At 71.4% G+C, this 22,210-nt stretch carries 18 protein-coding genes; 4 read left to right on the forward strand and 14 right to left on the reverse strand.

Annotation, left to right across the window (positions count from 1 at the left end):
- Nucleotides 1-4: 4 nt before the first annotated feature.
- The 5 genes from E4623_RS22455 to ftsE form a co-directional block, all read right to left on the reverse strand.
- Entirely contained in the window at nucleotides 5-2,899 is a 2,895-nt protein-coding gene (locus E4623_RS22455) for a DUF4157 domain-containing protein (protein WP_167736443.1), read from the reverse strand.
- Between the two features lie 62 nt (nucleotides 2,900-2,961).
- The gene (locus tag E4623_RS03320) at nucleotides 2,962-4,887 is read right to left on the reverse strand and encodes an ATP-binding protein (RefSeq protein ID WP_134765059.1); all 1,926 of its coding nucleotides are present in this window, start codon (nucleotides 4,885-4,887) and stop codon (nucleotides 2,962-2,964) included.
- A gap of 54 nt (nucleotides 4,888-4,941) precedes the next feature.
- The gene (locus tag E4623_RS03325; protein ID WP_134765060.1) at nucleotides 4,942-6,189 is read right to left on the reverse strand and encodes a M23 family metallopeptidase; all 1,248 of its coding nucleotides are present in this window, start codon (nucleotides 6,187-6,189) and stop codon (nucleotides 4,942-4,944) included.
- Nucleotides 6,190-6,275: 86 nt separating this feature from the next.
- Entirely contained in the window at nucleotides 6,276-7,196 is a 921-nt protein-coding gene (gene ftsX / locus E4623_RS03330) for a permease-like cell division protein FtsX (protein ID WP_134765061.1), read from the reverse strand.
- 83 nt (nucleotides 7,197-7,279) lie between these two features.
- Nucleotides 7,280-7,969: a cell division ATP-binding protein FtsE gene (gene ftsE, locus E4623_RS03335; protein ID WP_134765062.1), complete on the reverse strand. Its 690-nt coding sequence runs from the start codon at nucleotides 7,967-7,969 to the stop codon at nucleotides 7,280-7,282.
- A gap of 60 nt (nucleotides 7,970-8,029) precedes the next feature.
- Between ftsE and E4623_RS03340 the strand changes: the two genes are divergently transcribed.
- On the forward strand, nucleotides 8,030-8,698 hold the full coding sequence (locus E4623_RS03340; RefSeq protein ID WP_134765063.1) for a hypothetical protein: 669 nt from the start codon (nucleotides 8,030-8,032) through the stop codon (nucleotides 8,696-8,698).
- Here the strand turns inward: E4623_RS03340 and E4623_RS03345 are convergent, their stop codons facing one another.
- Both E4623_RS03345 and prfB read right to left on the reverse strand, forming a co-directional pair.
- Nucleotides 8,699-10,621, reverse strand: coding sequence for an alpha-amylase family protein (locus E4623_RS03345; RefSeq protein ID WP_209020464.1), 1,923 nt, complete (start codon nucleotides 10,619-10,621; stop codon nucleotides 8,699-8,701).
- A gap of 34 nt (nucleotides 10,622-10,655) precedes the next feature.
- Nucleotides 10,656-11,774 (reverse strand): peptide chain release factor 2, encoded by a 1,119-nt coding sequence (gene prfB / locus E4623_RS03350; RefSeq protein WP_134765064.1) that lies wholly within the window; start codon nucleotides 11,772-11,774, stop codon nucleotides 10,656-10,658.
- Between the two features lie 162 nt (nucleotides 11,775-11,936).
- On the opposite strand from prfB, the gene helR reads away from it, so the two are divergent.
- A complete protein-coding gene (gene helR, locus E4623_RS03355; protein WP_134765065.1) occupies nucleotides 11,937-14,165 on the forward strand; it encodes an RNA polymerase recycling motor ATPase HelR in 2,229 nt (742 codons plus the stop codon).
- Between the two features lie 3 nt (nucleotides 14,166-14,168).
- Here helR and E4623_RS03360 read toward each other — a convergent pair whose 3' ends face one another.
- From E4623_RS03360 to E4623_RS03390, 7 genes are read right to left on the reverse strand one after another with little or no spacing between them, the layout of a single operon-like run.
- Nucleotides 14,169-14,606 (reverse strand): pilus assembly protein TadG-related protein, encoded by a 438-nt coding sequence (locus E4623_RS03360; RefSeq protein WP_245154819.1) that lies wholly within the window; start codon nucleotides 14,604-14,606, stop codon nucleotides 14,169-14,171.
- Entirely contained in the window at nucleotides 14,590-15,060 is a 471-nt protein-coding gene (locus E4623_RS03365; RefSeq protein WP_134765066.1) for a hypothetical protein, read from the reverse strand. The genes E4623_RS03360 and E4623_RS03365 overlap by 17 nt, the downstream gene beginning before the upstream one ends.
- The gene (locus tag E4623_RS03370; RefSeq protein ID WP_134765067.1) at nucleotides 15,057-15,452 is read right to left on the reverse strand and encodes a TadE/TadG family type IV pilus assembly protein; all 396 of its coding nucleotides are present in this window, start codon (nucleotides 15,450-15,452) and stop codon (nucleotides 15,057-15,059) included. The genes E4623_RS03365 and E4623_RS03370 overlap by 4 nt, the downstream gene beginning before the upstream one ends.
- Nucleotides 15,452-15,679 (reverse strand): hypothetical protein, encoded by a 228-nt coding sequence (locus E4623_RS03375; protein ID WP_134765068.1) that lies wholly within the window; start codon nucleotides 15,677-15,679, stop codon nucleotides 15,452-15,454. Before E4623_RS03375 ends, E4623_RS03370 begins: the two co-directional genes overlap by 1 nt.
- 38 nt (nucleotides 15,680-15,717) lie before the next feature.
- Nucleotides 15,718-16,650 (reverse strand): type II secretion system F family protein, encoded by a 933-nt coding sequence (locus E4623_RS03380; protein WP_134765069.1) that lies wholly within the window; start codon nucleotides 16,648-16,650, stop codon nucleotides 15,718-15,720.
- Entirely contained in the window at nucleotides 16,647-17,501 is an 855-nt protein-coding gene (locus tag E4623_RS03385; protein ID WP_134765070.1) for a type II secretion system F family protein, read from the reverse strand. The genes E4623_RS03380 and E4623_RS03385 overlap by 4 nt, the downstream gene beginning before the upstream one ends.
- Before the next feature lie 2 nt (nucleotides 17,502-17,503).
- Nucleotides 17,504-17,746: a CpaF/VirB11 family protein gene (locus E4623_RS03390; protein ID WP_245154820.1), complete on the reverse strand. Its 243-nt coding sequence runs from the start codon at nucleotides 17,744-17,746 to the stop codon at nucleotides 17,504-17,506.
- Nucleotides 17,747-18,236: 490 nt separating this feature from the next.
- On the opposite strand from E4623_RS03390, the gene E4623_RS03395 reads away from it, so the two are divergent.
- Complete coding sequence (locus tag E4623_RS03395; protein WP_134765071.1) at nucleotides 18,237-19,799, forward strand: recombinase family protein; 1,563 nt, start codon at nucleotides 18,237-18,239, stop codon at nucleotides 19,797-19,799.
- Between the two features lie 791 nt (nucleotides 19,800-20,590).
- Nucleotides 20,591-21,868, forward strand: a complete 1,278-nt coding sequence (locus E4623_RS03400; protein WP_134765072.1) for a hypothetical protein — start codon at nucleotides 20,591-20,593, stop codon at nucleotides 21,866-21,868.
- Nucleotides 21,869-22,210: the final 342 nt, after the last annotated feature.

Consider the following 22,210-nt stretch of genomic DNA (forward strand, 5'->3'; position numbering starts at 1 on the left):
GGGCTCACGGTGTCGCTGCCCCCGCGGCCGTGGGTAGCGGCGGCGGGAGGACCCGCACGGAGGCTGCGCCGATCCCGCCCCGGGCCGGCGCCACCGCGTCGTCGTCCTTGCTGAGGTAGGCGCTGATCTTGTCGCCGAGGGCCTCGATCTTCTGCACGAGGGTCAGCGGGTCGCCGCTCTCGTTGAAGGTCTTGAGGATCTGGGTCTCGAGGTCGCGGACCGTCATCGACTGCAGGTGCTGGGCCGAGATGCCGCAGCTCTTCAGGACCGCCCGCGCCTGGTCGTTGCCGGACCGGGCGTTCTGGACCAGGCTCCTGGCCGCCGTCTTCGGGTCCTTGCGCAGCTTCTCGCGCGCCGCACCCTCGAGGGCGAGGGCGCTGTCGTTGTTGGCGGTCTGGGCGGCACGCGCCCGGATCTCGTCGGCGATCAGGTGGGCGATCTTGGCCGCGATGCTGGCCACCGAGTTGCCGGCCTCGAGGATGGCGGCGACCGGGAGCGCCACGACGGAGCCGATGCTGGAGATCACGCTGAGCACCGCGCCGGCGGCGTCGGCGACCGCACGGGACAGGCGCAGGTCCACGGCGTCGACGACGTGGACCAGGGTGCCCACCATCGAGCTCACCTCCTTGCCGGCCGAGTCCGCGCGAGCCTGCAGGAGGGCCTCGGTCGCGGTGCTGCGCGAGCCGATGGTCTCCTTCAGCTCGAACCCGGCCGCGATGAGGGACTCGACGGCGATCGCGATGTTGAACCCCGGGACGACCTTGCCCACGGCCTTGGCCAGGGAGGGGGTGATCGCCGCCGCGACGCTCGCGGACGTCTTGGCGACGCTGGTGGCGGTCTGGACGGCGGCCCCGGACGCCTTGGCGAACTCGAGCCGGGCGCCCGGCTCCCCGGAGTCGGCGTTCTTGTGGGCGTAGTAGACCCGGCGGCCGGCGTCGATGATCTCGTAGACGGCGGCGACGGCGTCCTTGACCAGCCCCATGGCCTCGGCGACCTCGGTCTCCTTCGAGACGTAGTCCTCCTCCTCGGGCCCGTCCTTGCCGGTCTCCTTGCCGGTCTCCTTGGCGGCGTCCTTGCCAGTCTCCTTGGCCGCGTCCGTGCCGACGTCCGTCCCGAGGACCGCCCCGGGCTCCTTGGCGACGTCCGGACCCGTGCCCGAGGCCCCGCCCGCGTCCGGGACGAGGTCCGGGCTGCTCTCCGGCGCGGAGACCGGGGCCGCGCCTGACCCGGCGGCCTTGGCAGGTGCTGCGGGCGCCGCGGGAGCGTTGTTGACGCGGTAGTCCTTGACCGCGCCGGCCAGACCGAGGCCGGCGGTCGCCGGCTCGATCCCGGCCTCGTGCACGGCGCCGGACGTCTCGACGACGACGTCCTCGGTCTCGCCCGGGTCCGGCGCCACCGCTCCCGCTCGCCGCCGGGTCGGCGGCGCGATGGCGTGGGCGGCGTGGTCGTCGAGTCGGAGCTGGTCGACGTCGATGTCCTCGAGCGCGACGGGCGCGGTGCCGTCGGTGGGCTTGTTGAGCTTGACGACCGCGGCCTGGACCCGGCGGTGCGACTCGGCGTGCTCCCCGAGGGCGTCGCCCTCCTCCTGGACCATCATCTGGTTGTTGGCGCGCAGCTGTCGTTCGTCGGCCGTCGTGCGGGTCGGCTTGCCCGAGACGACCGGGGCGTACCTGGGGGTCTGCCAGACCTCGTCGAAGATCCGCATGCGGTCCTCGGCGGTCAGCACGATCCCGGCGGCGACCGCCTCGGCGATCCGTCGCTTCTCGTCGGCGAGCGCCTCGGCCAGCAGGTGGTAGCGATCCCTCTCCTCCTTGCCCGCCACCTTGGCGCCGTCCCCGGTCGTGGTCCGCACGACGGCGCCGGTCTCGGTGTTCGTGACCTCGACGGGCCTGTCCTTCGGTCCGCGCGCGGTCGCGTCGCCCTTGACCGCCTCGACGGCGGCGGCCCGCCCGGCGACCCCCGCGACGCGCTCGGCGGCCAGCGCGGGCACCTGCGCGTCCTCGGCCACCTTGGTCGTGGCGGCATCGGCCTTCAGCTTCTTGGCGGCGGCAGCCTTGGCCAGCTTCTGCTGCTTGACCTCCTGGGCCTTGCGCTGCTTCTCCACCGCCATCCGACGCTCGTGCTCCTTGAGCGCGACGGCGTTCTGCTCCTCGATCAGCTTGTCGTGCTCCTTCTGCACCCGCCGCTGCTCGGCCGCCGCCTCCTTCCGACGTCTCTCCTGGTCGGCCTCGGCCTCCCAGGTGCTGCGCTCCTGGTCGCTGCCCAGACCGGTCGCCAGCTTGGCCCGTTCCAAGAAGCCCAGCCGGTGGACACCACTGCCGCCCTGCAGCGTGTGCGCGAGCTCGTGCGCCAGGGTCCGCTGCCCCTCACGCGAGTCCGGCTGGAACTCGCCCTCGCCGAAGAAGACGTCCCGCCCGGTGGTGAAGGCTCGCGCCGAGACCAGCCGATTGAGCCTCGATGCCTCCGGGCCGGTGTGGATGCGGACGCCGGAGAACGACGCACCGAAAGCGCCCTCCATCTGGGAGCGGGTGGTGGCGGGCAACGCCTGCCCGGAGCCACGCAGCCGTTCGATCCGGTCGGCGGCGTCGGTCGGCACCGCGCCTCCCTCGTGGCCGACGGCCGCGCCTGCCGGCGGCAGGGACGCCGAGCGGCGCACGTGGTCGCAGCCCGGCCCGTGCTGGTGGGTGTCGACCTCGGTGGCGCCGTCGGCGCCCACGGCGCTGCGGGTCAGCCGGGCCAGCGCCTGGTCGGCTCGACGGTCCGCGTCGGCCTCGGCGTGGTCCTCGGCGTGCCCGACCACGAGAGCCGGCGCCGCCGGGCCCTCCACGACGGGCGCGGGGGCGGGCGCCGGGACGTCGACGTCGTCGGTGCGGCGGGCGTGTGCCAGCTCATCCGTCATGGTGGGGGGGCTCCTCGGTCGAGACCGTCGGAGGCCTCCCGCAGGATTCTGCCGCCTGCGGCTCAGCGGATCCCGGGAACAGCCGATTTGGTCCGCCCGGTCGGGGGACGTCGCCCGAGCTTGAGGTGCTCGCGCCGCACGGCGTCGTCGACGTGGCGCATGCCGAGCGGCACGGACTCGCCGACGGCCGAGTACACCGCGGCCAGCACCATGTTGCGGATGTCGCGCCCGGCCATCTCCACGGTCGCGCACAGCCAGTCGACGTCGATGGGGTCGGCGGGGTCCAGGTCGAGTCCGGCCAGGTGGTGCTCCCACAGGCGACGGCGCGTGTCCACGTCCGGGTCGGGGAACGCGACCATGAAGTGCAACCGCCGGGCGAACGCCGGGTCGAGGTTGCCGCGCAGGTTGCTCGCGAGCACCGTGATCCCGTCGAACTGCTCCATCCGCTGCAGCAGGTAGGCGATCTCCTGGTTGGCGTAGCGGTCCTTGGCGTCGTTGACCGCCGAGCGGGACCCGAACAGCGCGTCGGCCTCGTCGAAGAAGAGGACCGCGTTGGTCGCCTCGGCCTCGACGAAGGCCTTCTCCAGGTTCTTCTCGGTCTCCCCGATGTACTTGTCGACGATGCTCGACAGGTCGACCTGGTAGAGGTCCATTCCGAGCGAGTCGGCGATGACGTGCGCCGCGAGGGTCTTGCCGGTGCCGGGAGGACCGGAGAACAGCGCGCAGATGCCGATGCCCTTGCCGCCCTTGCCGTGCAGCGGGCCCAGCGCGACGACCTCGTCGCGGTAGCGGGCCCAGTCGAGCAGCCGGCGCACCTCGCCCAGGGCCGCAGGCGGGAGCACCAGGTCGTCGAGGGTCGCGGCCGACGAGGCGTTGGCCCGCACGGACCGCCCGCGGCTCAGGGTGCGTGCCGAGTGCCGCACCCGCTCCGCCGAGACGCGCCCCTCGCCGTTGACGGCCGCGGTGGCCGTCGCGTGCCGACCGACCGCCACGATCTGCTCGGGCGACAACGGCATCGTCGTGATCTCGCGGCTCGTGGACGCCTCGCCCAGCAGCGGGCGCCAGAGCTCCTGGCGCTGCGCGACCGACAGTCGCGGCGCGAGCACGGTGACGGGCAGGTCGCCGGACCAGCCGGGGTCCCACGGGTCGCTGCTCACCGCGCAGACCGGCACGGCGGCGTGGCCCCACTGCTCGGGCCGGGCCCGCTCCGCCCCGAGGACGATGAGCACGCTTCCGGCCAGGCCGGCCTCCAGGACGAGTCCGGCGACGCCGTCCTCGACCGACACCGAAGGGTCGAGCCGCCCGAGGTCGGCGACCAGGCACGGCACGTCCAGGCGGGCACAGGCGGCTGCGGCCATCGCCGCGCCGGCGCCCCCGCCGGGGGCGTGCACCCACACCAGCCCGTGGTCGGCCCGCAGCGCGGCGACCACCTCGTCGGTGCCCTCGAGCTCGACCGGGACGGCGTCCAGCAGCATCGACAGCGTGGTCCTCGACGGCACGTCGTCCTCGGCGAGGTAGGCCGCCACCCGGTCGTCCAGCACCAGACGGCGGCTCAGCAGGACGTCGGCGCCGACGGCCCGCACGAGGCCGTAGCGCACCAGTGCCGCGCGCGGTCCCAGGCGCCGGTGCGCCGATCGCGCGTCGACTCCGACACCTGCGAGCTCGAGCGCGAGCGCCACGGTCGGGCGTCCCGGCCGGTCGTCACCCGAGAGCAACCCGAGCAGCAGGTGGCCGGCGACGCTCTGCTCGGCCGCCGCGGCCACCTCGAGCAGCGCGGTCTCGACGGCGGTGAGACCGAAGCGCTGGTGGAGCGCGTCCAGGCGCGTCGCGCCACGCGCCTGCGTCCGGTCGGCCCCGTCCGCTCCACCCGCCGTGCCCCGCTCGCCGTGCCCGAGGACGGCGAGCGCGGCGTCCGCGGCGTCCGCGAGCGCCCAGCCAGTCTCGCCACGCCGTGCTGTCGCGGTGGCGCAGGCCCCGAGGAAGTCCATGACGACCAGGCTCGCAGGTCGAGGCGTCCCGGGGGCGCGAACGCCTCGACTGCGTCAGAGGTAGGGCATCGGGTCGACGGCGGTGCCGTCGGCCATCACCGTGAAGTGCAGGTGGCACCCGGTCGACCAGCCGGTGGTGCCCATCGTCCCGACGGCCTCGCCGCGGGCGACCTGGTCACCCTCGGAGGCCCGGTACGACGTCATGTGGTTGTAGATGAGCACCAGGTTCTTGCCGTTGACGTTGCCGACGGAGAGGAACAGCCGGTTGCCGTAGACCGAGTCGTAGTAGGTGTCGATGACCCGACCGCCGGCCGCGGCCACCAGCGGGGTGCCGCAGCCGCCCGAGGCACCGAAGTCGGTGCCGTTGTGCAGGCTGTAGTAGCCGTAGATCGGGTGGGTGCGGTAGCCGAACGGCGAGGTCACGTAGCCCCCGGCGACCGGGTAGTCGAGGAAGCCGCCGGCGTCGCCGGTGTAGCCGGTCCGACCCTCCTGGCGGCGGGCGAGCGCCTCGAGCTGCTCCTGGATGCGGGCCTCGCGCTGCTTCAGCGCCTGGAGGGTTGCCCGGTCGCGGGACCGTGCGGCGAGGGCCTGCTGGCGGGCGGTGCGCGCCTCGCCGAGGTAGCCCTGGACGGCGACCTTGGCGGCGTCGGTCTCCTCGACCAGATCCTGCATCGCGACGAGGTGGTCGGCGGCCTCCTCACGCTTGGTCTCGACGGCCCGCTTGGTCCGCTCGACGGCGGCGGCCTCGTCGGCCAGCTCGGCCTCGACCTCCTCGAGCCGGTCGAAGGCGTAGGTCTGGGCGCCGGTGATCACCTGGTCGGCCAGCCGGCGGTCGTTGATGTCGCTCAGCGAGGTGCTGTCGAGCAGGCTGCTCAGCGCCTGCAGCCGCGGGTCGCCGTCGGTGTAGATGCCGATGACGTTGTCGCGGACGACGCCGCGCTGCTCCTCGACCTCCGCGACACCGCTGGCGTACGCCGCGTCCGCCGCCACCAGCTCGGCCTCGGCCGCGTCGAGCTCGGACTGCAGCTGGGCGTCGCGCTCGCGGGCGTCCGCCAGCCGTGTGCGCGCGGCCGCCAGGTCGGCGCGGGCGGCCGTGAGCCGGTCGCGGGCCGAGACGAGCGCCGCGTTCGCGCGCGACGCCTGTCGGCTGGCCTCGTGGAGGTCGTCGGCCGCGTCGTCGATCTGGCCCTGGACGTCGCGCTTGCGGTTCTTGAGGTCGTCCTCGTCGGCGTGGGCCAGGGGGACGGCCAGGGGAAGGGTGAGAGCCGCAAGCGAGGTGAGCGCGACTGCTGTCGCGGCCACTCGCTGTCGCGCGGCGCCGGGGAAGGAGCGCACAGGGACTGCCGTTCGTTCGGGGAAGTGAACGTCTCGACCGTAGGTGACGCGGATCAGAATCTGAGGTATTTGCGGGTCAGCAGGAGTGTCGGGAGCACGGTGAGCACCGGACCGGCGATCGCGAGCACGACCACGGTGAAGCCGTACTCCGGCCAGCCGACGAACGGGAACCCGTCGAACTTCGGGTCGATGCCCTTGATGATCCCCCAGCGCGTGAACGCCGCGAGCGCGCCGGCGGACAGCGCCACGCCCATCACCGCGTTGAACAGCGCCTCGAGCACGAAGGGCAGCGAGATGAAGATCCGCGAGGCGCCGACCAGGCGCATGATCTCGATCTCCTTGCGCCGGGCGAGCGCGGCGAGCCGGATCGTGTTGGCGACGAGCATCACGGCGGCCAGCACCAGGATCGCCGCGGCGCCCCAGGCGGCCCACTTGATCGCGTCGATGGTCGCGAAGACCGGTCCGACGAGCTCGCGGGCGGTGGTGATGTCGCGGACGCCGTCGAGGTTCTGCAGGGCGCTGACGAGGCCGTCGTACTCCTCGGGGTCGTTCAGGGTGACCCGGATCGTCTTCGGCACGTCGGCCTCGGTGAAGATCGGGTTGTCGCCCTCGAGCTGCTTCTCGTCGATGACGCCGAGGTCCTTGATCTTCTGCAGACCCTCGGCCTTCGAGATCTCCTCGTAGCTGCGTGCCTCGGGGTTCTCGTCGATCGCGGCCTTGATCGCGGTCTCCTGCTCGGGCGTCACCTCGGCGACGCACTGCGGGAAGTCGGACTCGTTCGGCACGCAGAGGGTGACCGAGATCTGCAGCTCGTTGCCGATCGCCTCGGCGGTGAGGTCGGCCTGCTTGCTGAGCATGACGCCGATGCCGGCGAGGCTCAGCGACACGAAGAGCGTGAGGATGACGGCGGCGTGCATCGACAGGTTGCGACGCAGGCCCTGGCGGAGGTTGGTGCTGACGTGGCGCAGCTGCATGAAGCCGGGTACTCCTGTGGTGTGCGGGGCGGTGAGGTGCGGTGTGCCCCGTGGGGAAGTCGGGTGCTGGCTGGGTCAGCCGGTCAGTGCTCGAACCCGTAGCCGCCGTCGGCCTCGTCGCGGATGACGCTTCCGTGCTCGAGCTCGACCACCCGCTTGCGCATCCGGTCGACGACGCCGTGGTCGTGGGTGGCCATGAGCACCGTGGTGCCGGTCTCGTTGATCTGGTCGAAGAGCGTGAGGATGCCGGCCGACGTGGTGGGGTCGAGGTTGCCGGTGGGCTCGTCGGCGATGAGGATCATCGGCTTGTTGACCATGGCCCGGGCGATGGCGACGCGCTGCTGCTCGCCGCCGGAGAGCTCGTCGGGCATCCGGTTGCCCTTGTCGGACAGGCCGACCAGCTCGAGGGTCTCGGGGACGGTCTTGCGGATCTCGCGACCCGGGCGTCCGATCACCTGCATGGCGAAGGCGACGTTCTCCGAGACGGTCTTGCCCTGGAGGAGCCGGAAGTCCTGGAACACGGTGCCGATCTGGCGACGCAGGCGCGGGACCTTCCACGCGGCGAGGCGGTTGATCTCCTTGCCGGCGACGTAGACCCGACCGGACGTCGGCCGCATCTCGCGCAGGACGAGCTTGAGCGCGGTCGACTTGCCCGACCCGGACGCGCCGACCAGGAAGACGAACTCGCCCTTGTCGACGTTGATGGACGCCTGGTTGAGGGCTGGTTTCCCGGGTCCCGGATAGGACACCGTGGTCTTCTCGAAGCGAATCACTGACCCGACGGTACGCGACCGGCCCAGGCACCCAGCGGACCTCCTCCGTATCGTGGCGGGGTGTCGTCCGCCGTCCGCGTCCTCCTCCTGGCCCTCCTGGCGACGGCCGTGGTGGTCGCGGTGGGCGTCTCCCTCACCCTCGGCGGCGACGACGACACCGCCGCTCCCCCGGCACCGAGCACCCCGACGACGGTGCCGCCGACACCGCTGGCCGACTACGACACGCTGACCGTCGCGGTCCCGCGGGCCGAGTTCTGCGGTGCGCTGCCGTCCGAGGCCGTCGAGCGCGCGCTCGGCGCGCCGGCGACCGACGAGGTGTCCTACCGCGACGGCCAGCCCGCCCCCGTCGTGCCTGGGGTCCGCGACGTGGCGCACGAGTTCGCGTGCACCTGGACCAGCGGCGGGGCGACCGCGCGGGCCTGGGTCTTCGCACCCGCGGTGACCGTCGCCGAGGGGCGCCGCCTCGTCGAGGCGGCCCGCGCCGAGGACGGCTGCACGCCGGTCCGGGGCGCCGCCGCGTTCGGGAGGCCGAGCGTCGCGCTCACCTGCGAGCGGGGCGGGCGCACCGTGACGACGTTCCGGGGGCTCTTCGGCGACGCGTGGCTGTCGTGCTCGCTCGAGGCGCGCACCGCCGCGCTCCCCGGCTCCGAGGCGCTCGACCGCACCGGCGAGTGGTGCGTCGCGGTCGCGCAGGGCGCCGCGAGCGTCGTCCCCGACCCCGAGGACTAGCTAGCCCTCGACGACCCACCACGCGGCGTACGGCGGCAGCCAGACCACGCCGTCGGCTCCGGCGGTGACGGCGTGCCCGCCGAGCGCGTCGAGCGGCCGGGCCAGCCCGAGGTCGTGCAGCCGGCCGAGCGGGAACGGCCGGGGCGTCGTGGTGACGTTGTAGAGCCCGACCAGGACGCCGCTCGGGTGCCGGCGCACCACGGCGAGCACGCCGGGGTCGGTGTCGGTGAGCACCTCGACCGGAGCGCCGGCGTGCAGCTGCGGGAGCGTGCGGCGGGTGCGCAGCAGGTGCGCGATCCCGGAGTGCACCCGGCCCTCGTCGGTGCCGGGGTCGTGGCGGCGCGCGACGGCGGCGTCGGTCACCCGCGGCCGGTGCGCCCAGCGGTTGTCGTCGGCGTGGCCGGGCTCGGCGGCCCAGTCGGGGTCGTTGGGCAGGCCGAGCTCGTCGCCGCTCCAGATCACCGGGACGCCGCCCCAGCCGGCGATGACCGCGTGGCCGAGGTAGAGCCGGGCGAAGGCGCCGTCGGGGTCGCGGCGGTGCGCGCCGAGGCCGGCCAGCGACGCCGCGGTACCGCTGATCCGGCGGTCACCGGTGTCGGGGTTGTGCTGGAAGACCAGGCCCTCGGCCCAGGACCCGGGGTGGTCCCCGGCGTAGAAGTCGGCCAGGAAGTGCCGGTGGCCCGGGCCGGTGAGGCCGACCGCGCCGGCGTCCGCGTCGTCGATCGCCCAGCCGATGTCGTCGTGGCAGCGCAGGTAGGTGATCCACGTGCCGCTCGGCGGCGTCGGGGGCAGGCCGGCGAGGGCCTGGCGGGCCAGCACGGTGTCGCCGGTCGCGAGCATCGACCAGACCTGCACCATGAGGCTGTTGTGGTAGGCGAGGTCGCTGACCCGGCCGGTGTGCTCGCCGACGCCGAGGTAGGGCACGAGGTCGCGCGGCCCCACGATCGCCTCGGCCTTGAACAGCAGCGCGGGTGCCGCCATCCGGGCGGTGGCGCGCAGCGCCTGGGTCAGCGCGTGCACCTCGGGCTGGTTCTGGCAGCTGGTGCCGAGGCGCTTCCACAGGAACGCGATGGCGTCGAGGCGGAGCACCTCGACGCCGAGGTTGGCCAGGTCGACGACGATGTCGGCGTACTCGACGAGGACGGCGGGGTTGGCCCAGTTCAGGTCCCACTGGAAGGAGTTGAAGGTCGTCCAGACCCACGCGTCGAGGTCCGGGTCGTCGGTGAAGCTGCCGGGCGCGAAGTCGGGGAAGACCTCGGGCAGCGTGCGCTCGAGCTCGTCGGGGCCACCCGCGGCGGCGCGATCGGCGAAGACGTGGAAGTAGTCGCGGTACGTCGCGTCGCCGGCCCGGGCGGCGCGGGCCCACGCGTGCTCGCGGGCGACGTGGTTGAGGACCAGGTCGACGACGAGGCTGATCCCGTGCGCGCGCAGCACCGTGGCGAGGTCGCGCAGGTCGTCGACGGTGCCGAGGTCGGGCCGGACGGCGCGGTAGTCGGCCACGGCGTACCCGCCGTCGTTGTCGCCCTCGCGCGGCATCAGCAGCGGCATCAGGTGCAGGTAGGTGACCCCGAGGTCGCGCAGGTGGTCGAGCCGCTCGGCCAGCCCGGCGAGGGTGCCGTCCTCGGCGAACCGCTCGGTGTAGCAGGCGTAGCCCACGGCGTCCGGCTGCTGGATCCAGTCGGGGCGGAGCAACCGACGCTCGTCGAGGCGGTGCAGGTCGTCGGGCCGGTCGGCGTACCCCCGCGCGGCGACCTCGACCAGCCGGGTGGCGACCCGCTCGGCGTCGCCGTGGACGGCGGCGACCCCGGCCAGCAGGTCGGGCCACCACCGGTCGAGCCGCAGCAGGAAGGTGGCGCGGCGGTGGTCGTCGAGACCCGTCAGGAGCGCCTCGGCGGCGGACCGGACGGCGTCGGGAGTGCTCACGCGGCCACCGTAGTGGCGCGGCCCGGGGGCCGGGCTAGCTGGACTCGGCCTTCTCGGACCCACGCCGCCAGCGGATGCCGGCCTCGAGGAACCCGTCGAGGTCGCCGTCGAACACGGTGGAGGGGTTGCCCTCCTCGTAGCCCGTGCGGAGGTCCTTGACGATCTGGTACGGGTTCAGCACGTAGTTGCGCATCTGGTCGCCCCAGCTGGCCTGCACGTCGCCGCGCATCGAGTCGAGGTGCGCCTTCTCCTCGGCCTTCTTGCGCGCGAGCAGCTTGGCCTTGAGCACGACCATCGCGCTCGCCTTGTTCTGCAGCTGGCTCTTCTCGTTCTGGCAGGAGACGACGGTGCCGGTGGGGAGGTGGGTGAGCCGGACGGCGGAGTCGGTGGTGTTGACGCTCTGGCCGCCGGGCCCGCCCGAGCGGTAGACGTCGACGCGGATCTCCTCGTCGGGGATGTCGATCTCGTCGGTCTGCTCGAGCACCGGCACGACCTCGACCGCGGCGAAGCTGGTCTGGCGGCGGCCCTGGTTGTCGAACGGGCTGATCCGCACGAGGCGGTGGGTGCCGGCCTCGACGCTGAGCGTGCCGTAGGTGTACGGCGCGTGGATGGCGAAGGTGGCGGACTTGAGCCCGGCCTCCTCGGCGTAGGAGGTCTCGAAGACCTCCACCTTGTAGTCGTGCTGCTCGGCCCAGCGGACGTACATCCGCATCAGCATCTCGGCGAAGTCGGCGGCGTCGACGCCACCGGCGCCGGAGCGGATCGAGACGAGGGCCTCGCGGGCGTCGTACTCGCCGTTGAGCAGGGTGCGGACCTCGAGGCTCTCGACGGCCTTGCGGACCTTCTCGAGCTCGCGCAGGGCCTCTGCGAGGGTGTCGGCGTCGCCCTCCTCCTGGCCCATCTCGTGCATCAGCCCGGCGTCCTCGACGCGGGTCTCGAGCTCGTGGAAGCGGTCGAGCGTGCCCTGCAGCGCGGAGAGCCGGCCGGTGATGCCGGTGGCGCGGTCGACGTCGTCCCACAGGTCGGGCGCTGCGACCTGCTCACCGAGGTCGTCGATCTCGACGCGCATGCCGTCGAGGTCGAGGACCTGGCCGATCGTGTGCATCGTCGCCTGGAGCTGCTTGATCTCGGTCTCGAAGTCGGTGCCTGCCACAAGGAGCAAGGCTACTCGCCGGTCCGCACATCGGCCCTGTCGGCGGCGGCAGCGGGCCCCGGGGACGACGAAGGAAGGGAGACCCGCTCCTCTCCACTTCCAAGGTATAGCCGCCCCCGGGGCTTGTGGCAAGGCCCCCGGCCGGGCCCAGAATCACCGGCCGTGACCTCCTCCCCCACGCCCGCCGCCCCGTCCTCGTTCGCCCTGCCCGGCCGGCTCGCGGCCAAGGCCGACCCGTCCCTGATCGCCGCCGACGAGGCCCACCTCGCCGCCATCGGCGCCTCGTTGGCGCAGTCGGTGGCCGACTTCACCGAGCGCATCGACGCCGCCCGCCGGCAGGCCGGGGGCATCGGCCAGGCCGCCATGGACCGAGACCTGGAGGTGCACCGGCTCACCGCCCGGCTCCGGACGCTCCAGCGCTTCGGGCTCGACCTGTGCCTGGGCCACATGGTCCTCGACACCGGTGGCGGCGACGGCGGCGGCGGCGGCGGCGGCGAGCACGTGTACGTCGGGCGCCTCGGCCTCACCGACCGGGCGGGCGACCGGCTGCTGCTCGACTGGCGCTCCCCGGCCGCCGAGCCGTTCTTCGGCGCGACCCACGCCCGGCCGATGGGGCTGACCAGCCGGCGCCGCTACCGCTGGACCGCAGGCCGGATCAGCGACTACTGGGACGAGGTCTTCACCGACGCCGGGCTGGCCGGCCACGCCGCGGCGCTCGACGACCAGTCGGCGTTCATCGCCAGCCTCGGCAGCAACCGGTCGGCGCGGATGCGCGACGTGCTCGGCACCATCCAGGCCGACCAGGACGCGATCATCCGGGCGGGCTCGCGCGGCGCGCTGGTCGTCGACGGCGGTCCGGGCACCGGCAAGACCGTCGTGGCGCTGCACCGCACGGCGTACCTCCTGTACGCCGACCCGCGGCTCGGGCACCGGCGCGGCGGCGTCCTGTTCGTGGGACCGCACCAGCCCTACCTGGCCTACGTCGGCGACGTGCTGCCGAGCCTGGGCGAGGAGGGGGTGCGGACCTGCACGCTGCGCGACCTCGTCCCCGAGGGCGCGACGGCGACGGTCGAGGCCGACCCGGAGGTCGCTCAGTTGAAGGCGACGGCCGCGATGGTCGGCGCGGTCGAGCCGGCGATCGCTCTCTACGAGGAGCCGCCGTCCGAGGGGCTGGCCGTCGACACCCCGTGGGCCGACCTGTGGGTCAGCACCGCCGACTGGGCGGAGGCGTTCGCGGCGCCGGAGCCCGGGACGCCGCACAACGAGGGCCGCGACCAGGTCTGGGAGGCGCTCGTCGAGATCCTGACCGACAAGGTCGACGACGCCGACGTCCCACCGGAGCAGCTGGGCCGCGCGCTGCGGGGCGACGCCGACCTGGTCGGGACCCTCACCCGGGCCTGGCCGCTGCTCGAGGCGGCCGACGTCGTCGGCGACCTGTGGTCGGTGCCGGCCTACCTGCGCCGGTGCGCGCCGTGGCTCGACCCGGACGAGGTCCGGGCGCTGCAGCGTGCCGACCCGCAGGCGTTCACGACGGCCGACCTGCCGCTCCTGGACGCCGCCCGCCAGCGCCTCGGCGACCCGGAGGCCTCGCGCCGCCGGCGCCGCCAGGAGGCCTCGGCCGCGACGCAGCGGCAGCAGATCGGCGAGGCCGTCGACCGGATCCTCGAGGCCGGCGACGACGTCGACGCGCTGTCGATGCTGCACCAGGAGGACCTGCACGAGCGCCTGGTCGACGTCGACGCCGTCCCCTCCGCGGACCCCGACGCGCTCGCGGGTCCGTTCGCGCACGTCGTCGTCGACGAGGCCCAGGAGCTGACCGACGCGGAGTGGCGGATGCTGCTGAGCCGCTGCCCCTCGCGCAGCCTGACCATCGTGGGCGACCGCGCGCAGGCCCGGCGCGGGTTCGCCGAGTCGTGGCAGGAGCGGCTGGGGCGGATCGGCCTCGACCACGTCACGCTGGCGTCGCTGAGCATCAACTACCGCACGCCGGCGGAGGTGATGGCCGAGGCCGAGCCGGTGATCCGGGCCGCCCTCCCCGACGCCAACGTGCCGACGTCGGTCCGCGCCGGCGGCGTGCCCGTCGAGCATCGTCCGCACACCGACCTCGACGTCGTCCTCGACGAGTGGCTGTCCGCGCACGCGGAGGGCACGGCCTGCGTGATCACGGCGTCCGGCTCCGTCGACGGCGTCAGGGGCAGCGCGGTCGTGGCGGCGTCCTCGCGGGTGCGGGTGCTGACGCCGGAGCTGTCGAAGGGCCTCGAGTTCGACCTGGCCGTGGTCCTCGACCCCGACGCCTTCGGCGACGGCACCGACGGCATCGCGGGGGCGGTCGACCGCTACGTCGCGATGACGCGCGCGACCCAGCGGCTCGTCGTCCTCACGACCGGGTGAGGGTCACTCGGGGTCGGCGATCGCCGCTCCGGAACCGGTGACGCTGGCGTGCCCGTCGGTGCCGGGGAAGGTGAGCGGCAGCTCGACGCGGGCGGTCAGGCTGACCTCGACGCGGTCGCCGGTGACGCGGACGTCGTAGCGGAGGCCGGGGTGCTCGCCGTACGCACCGACGTCGGCGAGGTAGTCGCGGACGGCGGCGCGGGCCCGGCCCGGCGTCAGGGCGAGCGGGTCGTCGCCGAGCCCGCCGGTGTAGACCTCGCGGCCCTCGGCGCCCAGGTCGGCGGCCCGCAGCGCCGCACCCTCGGCGAGGGTGGCCAGCGACTGGCGCTGGAGGAACGCCTGGCTGGCGTCGACGACGACCGCGACCACCATGAGCAGGACCACGGCGAAGCCGACGATCAGCGGGCTGACCGAGCCCCGCTGGCTATTCCTGCGCCGCACCGGTGATCTCCTGGTACTGCCCGATCGGGACGGTGTGGGTGGCGTCGAGCGCGAACCGCGGGCGCCCGCTGCCGAGGACGTCGGGCAGGAGCGGCAGGGTCACGGCGGTCTCGACGCGGACCGTGATGACCGAGGTCCCGCTGTGGCACTGGTCGGGGTACGGCGTGCACGAGACGTGCACGGTGACCGGGACGCCGTCGAGGCCCTGGTCGTCGAGGGCCTGGCGGGCGGCCTGCCGCGCGGCGACCTCCCCCTGCGCGTCGGTCGGGGCGAGCGCGAAGGCCCGGCCCGCCGAGCGGGCAGCCGTGGTCACGGCGAACGCGCCGCTCTGCACCTGGAAGAGCGTGATCACCACCCACACCATCGGGACCAGCAGGAGGACGCCGAGCCAGACCAGCTCGACGATCGCGCTGCCGCGCTCGTCGCGGGGTGCCCGGCCGAGGAGCGGTCTCACGGCGGTTCCTCCACCGCGTGACCCTCGACCTCGATCTGCACGGCCGGGCCGCCGATCCCGAGCGCCGGCACGCTCGCCCGGACGACGACCTCGATCGTCGGCACGCCGCCCACGCTCACCCGGCGCACGGTGACGTCGTCGGCGAACCGGCCCGAGACGGCGCCCTCGACCTGGTCGCGGGTGCGGGCCTCCCCGGCGCCGGGACCGCGGTCCTGGGTGGCGGCGTACCGCGCGCCCTCGGCGGCCGCCGAGGCGAGCGTGTTGCGCACGTGCAGCACGAGCGCGAGCTGGATGATCCCGAGCACGAGCGGGACCAGCACGACGAGCACCAGCACGAAGTCGACGACCGCGGCCCCCCGCTCGCCCCGCGCGCGCCGGCCAGGTCGGGCCACTACTTCACCTTGTTGAGCGCGGCCTGCAGCATCTGCTCCAGCTGCGGCTTCGCGATGCCCCAGATGCCCATCACGATGGCCGCGCTCATCACCGTGACGAGCACCCAGCCCGGGACGTCGCCACGGTCGTCACGTCGCCGCCGGTCGGTGCGAGGGACCAGTCGCGGCACGAGGTGGACCAGGAGCACGACCTGGAGGCGGAGCAGGTGGTCGAGGAGCTTTCCCATGGTGGTTCCTTTCCGAGAGGCCAGGGATTCAGGAGGATTCAGGAGATCGTGAGGGACAGTCCGATCAGGCCGGGCCAGAACGCGAACACGACGGTCACCGGGAGCACGAGGAACACCACCGGCACCATCATCAGCACCTCGCGGCGAGCGGCGACCTCGATCAGCTCGCGGCGGCCGGCCTCGCGGACGTCGCCGGCCTGGGCGTGCAGGACGTCGGCGAGCGGCGTCCCGCGCTCGATGGCGATCGCGATGCCCTGGGCGAATCGCGAGACCAGCGGCAACCCGGTCGCCGCGGCCATCGCGTCGAACGCCGAACCGACCGGCTCGCCGGTGCGGACCGCGGCCAGCACCCGGCCGAGGTCGTGGGAGAGCTCGCCGCCGCTGCGGCGGACGACCCGGTCGAGGGCCGCGACGGGGCCCTCCCCCGCTGCCACCGCGAGGGCGAGCAGCTCGGCCAGGGTGGGGAACTCCGCGAGGATCCGGCGCTCGCGGGCCTTGACCTGGCTCGTGAGCCAGCTGTCGCGAGCGAGCACCCCGGCGGCGAACGCGGTTCCGCACAGCAGGAGCGGGCCGAGCGACGGGGTCGGGCCGGCCAGCGCGCGCAGGACGGAGTAGGCCGCGACGACGGCGAACGCGACGAGACCCCAGAGGACCTGCTCGACGCGGAGCTCGTGCACGCTCTTGTCGATGCCGGCCCGGCGCAGCCGGCGTTCGACCGAGGCCGCGCCGCCGAGGACCCGTTCGACGCCGTCGGCGGCGGCCCGCAGCGGTGGCCCGAAGACCCCTACCGCGGCCGACGTCGGCGGTCGAACGGTGCGCGTCAGGCCCCCGGTCTGCGGGAGGTCGCGCACGTAGGGCAGCACCCGGATCGCGAGCTGCGGGCGACGGATCACCAGCACCCGGCGCACGACGAGGAGCAACCCGAGTGCGCCCGTGCCGCCGAGGAGCGCGCCGCAGGTCGCGGGGGTCACGAGAGGATCCGTCGTTCGGCGGGCAACCGCCCGATGCGCATCATCACGCGGTAGGCGAGCAGGCAGGTGCCGGCCCCGATGCCCAGGACGACGGCGCCGGCCGGCGAGCGGTACCGCTCGATCACCTCGGACTGGGTCGACATGAACAGCAGCACGGCCCACGGCGCGGCGACTGCCAGGCGGGCCCCGTTGACGGCCCACGCCTGGCGGGACTCCAGCTCGGAGCGGGTGCGCTGGTCGTCGCGCAGGTAGCCCGACAGGTTGCGCAGCAGCCGGCCGAGCTCGCCGCCGCCGACCTCGCGGGCGATGCGAAGGCCCTCGACGACACGGTCGCCGACGGGGTCGGCGAGCCGGTCCTTGAGCCGGTCGAGGCAGTCACCGAACCGGCCGCTGACCTGGTAGTCGAGCGCGAAGGCGTCGAACGCCGACCGCAGCGGCTCCGGCCCGCGGACCGCCAGCCCGGCGAGGGCGTCGGGCAGGGAGAGCCCGGCCCGGACGGCGGAGGCGAGGTTGTCGATCGCCTCCGGCCAGACCTCGGCGAGCTCGCGCTGCCGCCGCCGGGCGCGGCCGGTGACGACGGCGACCGGCAGGTAGGCGCCGATCGCGCCGAACGCGGCGGCGACCGGCGGGGTCGAGGACACGGCCTGGACCAGGACCGTGACGACGGCACCGCAGCCCAGGCACAGCGCGACGAAGCCGGTCGCCGACACCTCGCTCATCCCCGCGGCGGCGAGGAGCCGGGTGGTGCGGCCGGGCGCACGCGCGGGCCGCTCGGGGCGGCGCGGCAGGGCGAACGCCGACCAGACCAGCAGCAGCCCGACCCCGACGCCCAGGCCCACCACGGCGCCCACGCTCAGCGCCCGTCGTTCAGGAGCCGGTGGACGTCGACGCCGACGCGTTCGTAGAGCTCGAGCCGCGACGGCATCCCGTGCGTGCGGCGCAGCTCCTGCTCGTGCCGCACGAAGAGCGGCTCGGCCTCGATGACGTCGTTCTCCACGCGGCCGGGCACGGCGACGATCTCGTTCACCCGGCGCACGCCGCGGTGGTCGATCCCGAGGTGGACGACGAGGTCGACCGACGACGCGACCGTGGGCACGACGAAACGGCTGCGTTCCTGAAGACACGTCCATCAAACGTGCCGATAGGAACCCCATGAGCACTCCCCTGCAAGACGTTCAGAAACCCCACTTTCAAGGCCCACTCCGTCTCGTTGCGTACACGAGATGCCCGCTGCGCGGCGCCGCTGCAGGTGATGAGTTGCGGGCGCTGCAAGCGCGTGTTGCCTGCTCGGGCCACTCGCTCAAGTTCAATCCCGGCGGTCAAGATGTCGTGTTCGTAACTGGTGACTCGAGGCTGTCGACGGCTGTGGGTTTGGTGGCGGCTGGTGCCGCTGACGGTGTTGTTGTCACTCGGGTGTCGCGGCTGGGCCGTACAGCCCAGGTGTTGACCGACAGCGTGAGCCGCATCGTGCGGGTTGGTGGTGTGGTCGCGACGTGCGGTGACGGCTGGTCGGTCGTGGCTGGTGACACGAAACGGGGACAGTCGCGGACAGCGCGGACCGACGGTCTGTCGGGGCGGTGCTCTTGATGGCGCGGCGCAAGAAGAGTAAGCAGCCGTCGCAACTGCGTCTTGTGGCGTACGCGCGAGTTTCGCGTGCTCGTGAGGCGATGGAATCGCCTGAGATCCAACTCCGTTCTGTCCGCGAGTGGTGCGCCCAGCATGGGCACACGATCGTGACGGAGATCGTCGACCCGGACGCGACCGGTCGGAACTTCAACCGGAAGGTCCAGGCCGGCATCGGCATGGTCGAAGATGGGCGAGCTGACGGCATCGTCGTCTATAAGTTCAGCCGATTCGGACGACACAACGCGGGTGTTCAACTGAACTTGGGTCGAATCTTGGGTGCTGGCGGTGAGTTGTATTCGTCGACTGAGGTGGTCGATGCTACGACGGCGGCGGGGGCGTTCTCTCGGGACATGCTCATCGCGGTTGCCTCGTTTGAGTCGAACCGTTTCAGCGAGCAGTGGAGCGATAGCCAGGAGTACAGGATTGCGCGCGGCCTACCCCATACCGGTGACCCTCGCTTCGGGTACGTGCACCACAAGTGCCGGTCGCAGCCCATTACGGCGGCTGGTTGGTTGTTGAAGAACGAGAAAGATCCTGATTGTCATCCGGGTGGCGATTGTCGGGAGGAGTATCGGATTGATCCGGTGACGGGTCCGGTCTTGGCTGAGATGTATCGTCAGTATGTTGACGGGTCTTCACTTGCGTCTATCGCGTCGCGGCTGATCGCTCTGGGGGTGCCGACGACGAGGAATGGTCAGTGGAGGTCTTCGTTGGTCGGTGACCTGATGGATAGCGGGTTTGCTGCGGGGTTTCTTCGCGTGGGTGGTCGAGGTTTGCCGTCGGAGGCGAACGACACCGAGCTTGTTGCGGGGGCGCAGGACCGGCTGATCTCTGAGGAGGAGTGGTCGGCGTACAAGGCCCGTCGGGCGCGGATGCGAGGCAATGCGTCGTCTGTCCGGTATCGGTGGCCGTTGAGTGGCATCACTAGGTGTGGGCTTTGTGGTGGCCCGATGACTTGTACTACCGGGAGCCCTGGCGGCAAGAAACTCGTGCGCGGCTACATCATGAGGTGTGTGACGGCGCAGGACAACAGGGCGTGTCGTGGGGTTTGGCGTGTAACTGCGGATGTTGAGACGGCGTTGTTTGATCGGCTTGATGTCTTGGCGTCACTGTTGGAGGAGGCTGGGCGCGCGGCTTCGCGGGTCGCGCCCGCGGTCCGTTCGGAGCAGGAGAATCAGAGGCGGCGCATCGAGAAGAAGTTGGCGAAGGTCCGGGCGGATCGGGGTCGGCTGGTGGACCTGGCAACGTCTGGGGCGCTACCGATCATTGAGGTAGCAGCGAAGCGGATCAGGCTCGACGCTGAGATTGTGGCGTTGGAAGATGCGGCGACTGTGGCGGGCGCGCCCGCGAAGGCCTGGACCGCTCCTCAGGTTAGGACGCTCCGCAAGGACTGGCCGACGCTCGGGATGGATGTCCGCCGCGAGATGATCCGGACGCTCGTTGAGTCGATTACTGTTCATCGCGATAAGTCGATTCTGGTTCGTCTGGTCGAGCCTCTTGAAGGAGTCGCGTCCTATAGTTGAGGATCCGGTTCGGGCTGATCGTTCAAGAGTCAGGTTCGGTGGCGCCTGATCCATTCCTGAATGTCGTTCGCGCCGGCGGCTTTGGCTGCGCTGACTGGGTCTCGCTGCTCCTGTTCCGCGATCCCCCGTGCCCAGAGGTAGCCGAATCGCTCCACGAGCTCACTGGCGGACTTGTTGTTGGTTGGTTCATCCATGCAGGCGATATCGGCCTGTTTTGCACGAGAAACGTCCGCGGGGATGTGTGGTTTCCGAGCACTCACGGTTTGGCGGGGGTCGCAACTCGGCCGTGTTTCGCGTGGCAGGCACTGCTGCTGGGTCGCGACGCCCGGGTGAGAGCCGTTTCTGCGTGGCAACATCGCCGTGGTGGCATAGTGGCGGTCGAGTGTTGCGTCGCGTCAAACCAGCCGACGCGGCCCTGTCTCGTCGCTTTCTTAACCCGTGGGTGATCGGGGTCCACGGGACCGAGGGAAATCCCGCAGACATCGCGCCGTCGTGTGATCCTGGCCGTGTGCTTCGTTGCAGCGGGGTCAGGCGTCTTGGGTGTGTAGAGCGACAGGTGGCTTGGAACCGTTATGAACGATAACCCTAAACCGCACATTGTCTCGAACGGCAGAAGCCAGGGGGCGAGACCGCCGAAGTTTGATCACGCGATTCTTTTCATCCATGGCGTCGGCGGACAGCGACCTGGCGAGACGCTCAACGCAGGAATGCGTTGCCTAGCGTTGGCCGGTGCTGTCGATCGTGGTGCCGGCGCGTCCACTACAACAGTGCCTGACGCTACCGTTATGTCGGTGCCGCGGACCGACGGGTCGGTCGCTGATGTATTGTGCGCCGAAGGGTACTGGGACGCCATTGTGGTTAAACATAAAGCTGCTCCGTCGCCACGGCAGGTGTGGGGCTGGGCAGTCTTGACGTTGCCCTACATGGTTTTGCATGGTGGTGCGATCAGCGGATATGGCGCATGGATGCGTCACAGCGATCCGGATGCCACCTCGATGAAGTTCTCGCGTCTGGCCCGCGTTACAGCGGGATTGCTCCAATCCGCGTATCTCAGGATCGCCGTTGTGCTGCCTGTCGTACTACTTCTCACGATTGTTCTGGCACCCTTCGCCATCGCTTTTGAGGCTTGGCGAAGGAAGGGTAGCGGTCGTGTCGGTCCTGTGACCTATCTACTTACCGTCGTCGTTGGTGACGCTTGGGCTTATCGAACGCCAGACATTCTGGAGTCAGTGTTGGGTCATTTATCTGACCGCGTCACTGACTTGCAGCAGGTCGCTAGATCAGTCACGGTCGTTGGCCATTCACAAGGAGCGTCGCTTGGACGGATGTTGTCTGCGCGTGTGCGTGTGGACTCGTTGGTGACTGTGGGCTCGGGCGCCCACTACCTTGGAGCAGCACGAAGTGCTCGTTGGGGACGCGTGATGTACGGCTGGGTCGTCGCTCTTACTTATGGGGTCGGGGTGGCATGGCTCTTCGGAGAGGCACTCAGGTCGATCAGGTTGCTCGTTGCTGCGCTGATCGAGTCGCTCAGGACCACCTTTGATGGATTGACGGCGGGCGTCGGCGGGGATCCGTCGGGGCGGAGCACAGCCGGTCTGGACGTGCTGCTCGACGCGATGGAGACCGTAGCGGCGGGCCCGACAATGTGGTTCGCGGCCGCATTGGCGCTGGCGGGCATCCTCGTCTTTCGTTATTGGGAGCCGGATCAGCCTTCCGCGGACTGGGGTGGGCCGATACAAGCGGAATGGGTCGATATCGCATCCATCTACGATCCGGTGAGCGTCGGAGGGGCAGGCACGGAGGAGGACGCGATCAGTATTGCTGTCGTGAACTCTCAACGATTCTCCGACTTGCCTAAGGAACACGTCTCGTACTTCAACAATCGCAGGGTCGGCGAAACCATTATTGCCGTCGTGTCTAATGGACCGATTGAGCCAGCACTTCGAGATGATTCGGATCCTCACACAGTCCTGAAACGGGCTTGGCTGTGGGGCCTGCCATTCACCTTGGTTATCGCCTACTGGATGCCTACGTGGGTCAGTTCCGTAGTTTCCTGGCTCCTCTTCTGAGTGGCCGGAACTGCAGGCGGGGGCGAGCAGGCGTGTGAGTCTAGGCGAGGAGGTCGCGAAGTAGGCCGTCGAACTCTTCACTAAAGTTTGACTATTGCGCCTTCGATTCGAACCAGGTGAGAAATCGAGTCGGCCGCCGATATGTCTATTTGTTCGCGAGCCGTCGAGTCTGTCTAAGCACACACCTGGTAACTTCACGCATGAGCAGAGCCTTCAACCTCATGGCTTGCCGCCCCTTGACGACAGCCATCTCTGCGAGATTTACCGCAAACCGTTCGGGGTGGGGCGGCCCTGCCTCAAGTTGTCTACGACCCATCCCCCACCGACATGACCCATCAAAGT

It is taken from the genome of Nocardioides sp. 1609, from assembly GCF_004522105.1.
Taxonomy (GTDB): Bacteria; Actinomycetota; Actinomycetes; order Propionibacteriales; family Nocardioidaceae; genus Nocardioides.